General features: G+C 65.4%; 6 protein-coding genes and 1 pseudogene. All 7 read left to right on the forward strand.

Features of this window, described 5'->3' with window-relative positions:
- Window positions 1-562 precede the first annotated feature (562 nt).
- The 7 genes and pseudogenes from ACLMAL_RS39185 to ACLMAL_RS39215 all read left to right on the forward strand — a co-directional run bounded on the left by ACLMAL_RS39185 (window position 563) and on the right by ACLMAL_RS39215 (window position 6668).
- The gene (locus ACLMAL_RS39185; RefSeq protein ID WP_412003697.1) at window positions 563-787 is read left to right on the forward strand and encodes a hypothetical protein; all 225 of its coding nucleotides are present in this window, start codon (window positions 563-565) and stop codon (window positions 785-787) included.
- Window positions 768-872 (forward strand): annotated as a pseudogene (locus ACLMAL_RS39190) (serine hydrolase); the annotation flags it as partial. The gene ACLMAL_RS39185 and the pseudogene ACLMAL_RS39190, both read left to right, overlap by 20 nt.
- A 53-nt stretch (window positions 873-925) precedes the next feature.
- Window positions 926-1186 carry a serine hydrolase gene (locus ACLMAL_RS39195; protein WP_412003698.1) on the forward strand — a complete coding sequence of 87 codons (261 nt, stop codon included), beginning with the start codon at window positions 926-928 and terminating at the stop codon, window positions 1184-1186.
- A gap of 276 nt (window positions 1187-1462) precedes the next feature.
- Window positions 1463-2095: a glyoxalase gene (locus tag ACLMAL_RS39200; protein ID WP_412003699.1), complete on the forward strand. Its 633-nt coding sequence runs from the start codon at window positions 1463-1465 to the stop codon at window positions 2093-2095.
- Window positions 2096-2910: 815 nt separating this feature from the next.
- Window positions 2911-4845, forward strand: a complete 1935-nt coding sequence (zomB, locus tag ACLMAL_RS39205) for a flagellar motor control protein ZomB (RefSeq protein ID WP_412003702.1) — start codon at window positions 2911-2913, stop codon at window positions 4843-4845.
- Window positions 4846-5061: 216 nt separating this feature from the next.
- Window positions 5062-5688: a hypothetical protein gene (locus ACLMAL_RS39210; RefSeq protein WP_412003700.1), complete on the forward strand. Its 627-nt coding sequence runs from the start codon at window positions 5062-5064 to the stop codon at window positions 5686-5688.
- Between the two features lie 494 nt (window positions 5689-6182).
- Window positions 6183-6668: a hypothetical protein gene (locus ACLMAL_RS39215; RefSeq protein WP_412003701.1), complete on the forward strand. Its 486-nt coding sequence runs from the start codon at window positions 6183-6185 to the stop codon at window positions 6666-6668.
- Window positions 6669-7325 lie beyond the last annotated feature (657 nt).

Below are 7325 nucleotides of genomic sequence, written 5' to 3' on the forward strand. Positions count from 1 at the left end.
GATCTGGATCGATAGCTGTACCGCCGGACCGGCTGGAAGATGCTCGCGGACTACCCCGGCCGGCTGATCAACTTCGACCTCCTTTCGACGGGAGGGCGGTCTCCTGACAACTGCACACGCCTCACCTTCTATCGCCGGACGCGCCCGCGCCGCAACCGCCGATGGCGCCGCTGCAAATGCTGACACCTCCGCCCGCTCGGCAGCCGGCACCCGGCACGAACACACCTACCGGGGCACTCGTCCCACCCCCGCCAGGCCCTGCTCGAGACACACCCATCATCCCCAGCTCGTAACGGCCATGCGCGCGTCCGACGCGGAAGGTTCCACCGTAGTGCCAGAGCGCATCTGAGAACTCTGGGTTCGGTCGGCGTGTGACAGCATCCGCGCAGGCCGTGACCCAACCGCAAGGGCGCCACCGAGTTCGGGGACGGAGCAACCCGAACGCACGTCATCACAGAAGTCTCAGGTCCCTGAGTTCCAGATCTCCAGAAGGGATTACAGCAATGGTAGGTACGACGAATGAGAACGGTGTCGAGGACGGCTGGGGAAAGGTCGCCGACGCGTGCCGCGCGAACTTCGATGGAAACCCGGCGAATTGGGCGCGGCGTGCTGCGTCTACGTGGGCGGCCGCCGTGTCGTCGACCTGTGGGACGGTGTCGCCGGTCGCGAGGCGGATGGCCTCGCCGATCGTGAGGTGAACCGGCCGTGGGACGAAGACACCACCGTGTCGCCTCCACGACGAAAGGCGCACCGCGATCTGCGCCCATATGCTGGCGCCGCACGGTGAGTTGGATCTGGACGCCCCGGTGGTCGAATACTGGCCGGAGTTCGGCGTCAACGGTAAGGACCGGATCTCGGTGCGCTGGTTGCTGTCCCACCAGGCCGGTCTGCCCGTCGTCGACGGACCGCTGCCCTTCGAGCAGGCGTGCGCCTGGGACCGATCATCCGTGCACTCGAAGCGCAGCGGCCGCTGTGGCAGCCGGGCACGGAGCACCTCTACCACGGCGTCACGTTCGGATTTCTGGTCGGGGAGGTCGTGCGGCGGATCTCCGGCAAGTCGCTCGGCACGTTCTTCGCGGACGAGGTGGCTGCTCCGCTGGGACCGAGTGCCTGGATTGGGCTGCCCGAGGAACACGCTGCCGATGCTCGGACCGGGATCGTTCGGCCACCCTGGCTCCGGCGGTAGTCCGAAGGCGACGCTCATCGACTGAATCTGGGGTGAACATCCGCCCGCCGAGGCGGCGAGTGCCTTGCACCGCTTGGTTTCCCGGCTGCGGAAGGTGTTGCCGGAAGGGTTGTGCACCAGACCACGCTGCGACAGCCGCGCAAACGCGAGGCGGAAACCCCCTTGTCTTCGCGCACCAGCCTCGTCTCGACCGGACAACGCTCCGTGCACGTTCAGTGGAGCGTTTCGTGCTCGGCACGGATGTGGCGGCCTCGGGCCATGCCTAGCGTTATCACCATGAACATCAAGACCGAAACCACCACCGACATCAACGTTCACCTCGAGGTGGCCGACCCCGAGGCCACCGAGGCCATCTACGCCGCCGCCTTCGGGCTGGGTGACAAGCTGAAGTTCCGGGCCTCGCAGGCGCCAACGACCGGCTTCCGCGGGTTCATGCTGTCGCTGGTGGTGTCCCAGCCCAGCGGCGTCGACAGCCTTGTCAGCACCGCGCTCGAGGTCGGCTTCACGACACTCAAACCGGCCAAGAAGAGCTTCTGGGGTTACGGAGGCGTCCTCCAGGCTCCGGACGGGACGATCTGGAAGATCACGACCTCGCAGAAGAAGAACACCGGCCCGACCACCCGTGACATCGACGACTTCGTACTGCTGCTCGGCGTCGAGGACGTCAAGGCCAGCAAGCAGTTCTACATCGACCATGGCTTGACCGTGGCGAAAAGCTTCGGCAGCAAGTACGTCGAGTTCGCGACCCCGGGGTCGACGGTCACGCTGGCGATGTACCCGCGCCGTGCCGCCGCCAAGGACGCCGGCGTCTCCCCCGAAGGCACCGATTCGCACCGGATCGTCATCGGCGGTACTGCCGGTTCCTTCACCGACCCGGACGGATTCGTGTGGGATTCCACGGGCGCCTGAATTCGGGTGCAAACCTCACACGAGACCGTTCATGTCGTTCCTCCTCGACTGCACCGCGTCGGACGGCATAGCTGCCTGTGCCGGCGCTCGTTTCCAGACATGACTGTCAGCATTGCCAGCACCCAGCCGGTTGTCTTGGAGAAATGTTCCCGTTCTGGCGGTCGGCATCGCGAGGATCGCTGTCGGTCGAGCACATTGGCTCGGTTTCACGCCCTGGGCGCGTACTCCGGGGCGGCCCACGCGACGGGGTCGACCGCCAGCCACGGCGCGACCGCAAGGGCCGTTGGTGTCAGCCCGGCGAAGGTCATGGCATCCCGATAGAGGTGGGACTGGTCGACGTAACCGCTCTCAACACGGATGCTTGCGACGTGGGGCTCCCACGAGCAGGCAACCGCTTTCGGCATTACGCTGGGACGGCAGTAACCCCGAATACGCCCAAGCGCGTGTCCAATGAGGAAACCGCCCAGGAGCTCGCCGATGGGCCGCGACCGTAGCCGGCCGCCTGGTGCAGGCTCGGCGCTCTGCTCTGAAAGTGCTTGTGCGCAAGAGATCCTCGACGTCGGCCCGGCCGCACGGCTGACCCCAAGATTTTGGCCCCTCGTTTGATCGCACGGTATGGTTCGCCCGTACCAATGAGGGGAAGATCCATGAGTTACCTTTCCGGGCACCCCGGACGGCGCGGCGGTCTTGTGTCCTCCGGCATCCTGCTGAGCGCGGTATCCGGGGGGATGATCGCCGGTATCCGGCTGTCCACAGTGGTTCCTGCTCATCATGACGTTCGGTTCGCTTAGGTGACGCTGACTATTTCGCCCGATGTGGTGGTGCGCGAAGAGCTTGCGGTTGCGCCGGCGACACCGCGACCATCTCGCACGACTCTCGTCAGCGGAATTGTGCTCACCGCTGCGCTTTTCGCGATCGGCGGCTGGGAGCGGCGCTGGATCGCCGACGACGGCTTGACCGTGCTGCGTACGGTGCGAAACCTGCTGGCGGGCAACGGCCCAGTCTTCAATGCGGGTGAGCGCGTCGAAGTCAACACCAGTACGGCCTGGACCTACCTCATCTGGTTCTTCAGCTGGCTGACGCAGGCGCGGCTGGAATACGTGGTGCTGGGTATCGCGCTGACGCTGTCGGTTGCGGCCATCGTCTTCGCGATGCTGGGCGCGGCCCGGTTGTGGGATGGTGGCGGTGCCCAATTACTGCTTCCGGCAGGCGCTCTGGTCTATATCGCGGTGCCCCCGGCGCGTGACTATGCCACCTCGGGACTGGAGTCCAGCCTGGTCATCTGCTGGCTGGCGGTGCTGTGGTGGTGGCTGATCCGCTGGAGCCGCGCCGAAACAGTGTGTTTCGCAAGCGTTTTCGGCCTGTCCTTTGTCGCAGGTCTGGCGCCACTGATCCGGCCGGAGATGACGCTGGTCGGCGCGCTGGCGCTGCTCATGATCTGCTGCGCGTCACAGCCGGGGATCCGGGTGCGGCCGTGGATGTTCCGTGCACTGATGGTGGCGATTGCGGGCGTGGTGCCGGTCGCCTATCAGATCTGGCGCATGGGTTATTACGGTCTGCCGTACCCGAATACGGCCGTTGCCAAAGACGCGGGCGGCGCGAAATGGCGGCAGGGGTTGGTCTACCTGTGGAATCTGGTTGGGCCGTACTGGCTGTGGGTGCCGCTGGTGGTGCTGGGTGTGGCGGCAGTGATGGCGGTGCGGTCCCGACGTATCGATGGTCATGCCGCTGTCGCGTCCGACCGCGATGCGAAACCGGCCCTGCGCGAACGCATTCACCGACTCAGCGGGCGGCTGCGGACCCCGGTCGCAGTGGTCGCACTCATGTTCGGCAGCGGTGTCCTGCTGGCAGTCTACGAGATCCGTGTCGGCGGCGACTTCATGCACGGCCGGATGCTGCTGCCGCAGCTGTTCTGCCTGCTACTGCCCGTCATGGTGCTGCCGCTGAAGTCTTGGGCCGCGCAGGCGGACCCGCGCCGCACCGGCCGGGCCTTCCTGATCGTGCCTGTAGCTCTCGCCGGAACCGTGGGCTGGGCGCTGTTCGCGGCCAACGCCACCGCCATCGAGACCGACAGCAAGATCAGCACCTCCGGTATCGCAGACGAGCGGCTCTACTACGTCCAGACCACCGGCCACGATCACCCGCTCCGCGCCGAGGACTACCTGGACTACCCGCGTATGCGCGCCATGGTCGGCGATATCGCAAGAAGCCCGAACGGCGGTCTGCTCATCAATTCGCCGTCCTGGAGCTGGACCATCGTCCCGCCTCCGACACCGATCCCGGATGGCAGCGCCGGGCATACCGTGTTTTTCGTGAACCTCGGCATGATCGGCATGAACATGCCCCTCGATGTCCGCGTCCTCGATCCGATGGGTCTGTCGTATCCGCTCGCCGCACACACTTTTCGGTTCCCAAATGCCCGTATCGGCCATGACAAGAACCTCGACTCGGACTGGGTGGTCGTGGACGCCGGCATGGCGGACGAGCATCCCTGGATGCCATGGTTCCTGGACGAGGGCTGGGTGACCAGGATTCGAACCGCCCTGAGCTGCCCGGAAACTCGGGATATGCTGGCCTCCACCCGCGCCCCGCTCACCTTTGAGCGATTCCGGCGCAACATCCAGCAGTCGGTGGAATACGCCAAGTACCGCATCGACCGGGTGCCGGAGTACGAGATCGAGCGGTGCCACGTTGTCGACCGGAACGACCCTAGCGCATCGAGGTTGCGACTTGACATAGGCGAGCCATGAGCGTGCGTTCGGCAGAAACGCCCGGCCAGCGCAACCAGTTGGCCCGCGACATCACTTTCCACCGATATCAAGCAATCTCGACCCGCCGACCGGACCCACACACCGGAAAACGCTGGACACCAGCGTGATCGGCAGCGGCAAAGCCCTGCTAGTCTGGATCGAAGCGTCTACGACAGTCTCGGCGATACGTTTCCGCACTACTACGATCCAGCCCGCGTGATCGCTACGGATCTGACCGCAGAGCAGGCCCTCATCCGGATGCGTGAGCTCGCGGTCGATGCGGGTCGCGCTCCAGGCCGACGAGTGGAGCGGATGTGGAACCACACCACCGTCAAGGCCGACGGTGACCATCTCGTCCTGTCCCGCATCGTGCTGCCAGTTCTGCCCCGCCACCCGGCCGACCTCGAGCACTTGATGCGCACCAGCCTGCGCACACGCTGGCCCGGCGCCGCGTTCACCACGCAGCCGCCCTACTGCACCGATGCGCAGGTGGAATGGATCGATGGCCCCACCCCCGCCGGAGTCCGCGGCTTCGTCAACGGCCGGATCTCCACCGATCATCCCCTCGGCCAGTACTTCACCCTCCGTCGTCACTACAGCGCTCGCGGCTGGCAGCACATCATCGAGCGCGCCGAATCGGCTCTCGCGCTGACCGTTCCGCGCACCGATACCGGCGACATCGATTGGATTGCAGCACAACAGATCCAGATCCCGACACCGGTCCGTATCGGTCACCTCGACACCGACGACGCCGATCGCTACAGCAGTCACGGACTCGACGAGGTGCTACGCATACTGCCCGACCACATGGACCTCACCGGCTCACGCCAACCAAAGCTATGACCCGCCCGGCGCGACGTGGCCACCCACGCCCCTCCACTACAGGGCAATCCGTGCCGCGACAGCCGGTGTTCGCACAGCCTGGTTTCGGGCGGCCGGTGCCCTGCAATCGACCTGCGGGCAGCAGATGCCAGCACAGCATGGACCGAGAACGCCCCACGACGTCAGACTTCAGCCCTTGACGCCGACCGGGCAAGCGTCGCGTTCCCGCTCCAGAGCCGGTGTCATCGTCGCGCGCTGTGCGTGGGGCTGCTGGTGCTGATAACGATTGCGGTCATACTCCTCGCGATGTGAGTTCGCCCAGCGACGGGATCTCGGCGGGCTGGAACAGTTGCCGTTGCCGCCGGATCAGCGGTGGAGCTGAGATCTTCAGAACCGTAACGGCTTTCGGCCCTGGCCGACGAGATCATCAACAACATCTATTCCGGATGTTACAGTGATTTCACTAACGCAACCATTGTCGTAACAACGGCTGCTGGTGACCCGGTAAACCAGGCATGACTCTCAATCGCAAGCAGCTGCAACAGTTTTTGGCCCGCGCTGGTGTCATCGCAGCGGTGACCGCCGCCGGGGTGGTCGGGCTCGCAGCGCCATCTACCGCCATTCCGCATGACCCAGGCTTTCCATTCTCGCCGACCCTGACGCGCCTGATTCCGACCAGCTGCTCCGCGATCATCGACGCGGTCACCGTGCAGCAGGAGAAGCCCGGCACGTTCGGCGTGCGGGTGAACGTCACCCAGACCGGGGACAGCTGCTCGGACTGGAAGGTCGCTGTGCGCTTCAAGAACCTGGATACCGGGTACGCGGACGGGCAACAGCACCGCGTCGTGAACGGTGTCGTCCAAAACACGGTGGACGGCGTGATCGTCGGTTTCGGCACGGCGCCGGGCGTCGGCCGGGTGGAGGCTCGGATCGTCGCGCTGGACTCGAACGACAGGGAGATGGAGCAGATCTCGGGTACGGCGACGTTCACACTGAGCTGAGCGCGGGTGCCGTGTCCAGCGATCGCTGGACACGGCGCACTCGGCGGTCGGTCACCGTGCAGGATCAGCATGGTGTACGCACCATGGTGGAACTCGTACTCCGTTTCCCGGAGCGACGAGTGTATTCCCTTGTCGCGTAGTTCTTTCCGGAGATCCTCGACGCTCACGGCAAGGGTTGGCACCGGCGTGCCCTCCGGCGAACGGCATCCCGCGGCCCCGTCTTCAAAGGTGTTGCGGCGCAACGGTGGGACATGCACCCACGCGGGCTGATGTTCAGGGCGAACAGCGCGCCCAGCGGCATGAGCGGATGTTCTGCGCCGCAGCGCATCTCGCACCGCCGACTGCGCCGTAAGCGGCATTGCGGGATGTCCTGAGCGACAGCGATCTCGGTCCGTGTGATCGCCGGCGGGGTTAGCTGGCGTGTTTAGGGCCGATCGCGGTGTCAGTGGAGGCGTCAGGTGTGTGTCAGGTCGGTGTCAGTCAGCCCGGCAACAGTGTGTCCATCGAACAAAACGACCGGCACCGACACAGTTCGGGTCGCTGCCACAACCGATTTCGAGGAGTACACGACATGTCCATCACCCTGACCGACCAGGACAAGGCCACCCTGCGCACCGCCGCCTACGGTGCGGTGTCGCTGCTGGCCGCCGCCGGTGC

Origin of the sequence: Nocardia sp. CWNU-33, assembly GCF_046764895.1 — a bacterium.
Classification (GTDB): domain Bacteria; phylum Actinomycetota; class Actinomycetes; order Mycobacteriales; family Mycobacteriaceae; genus Nocardia.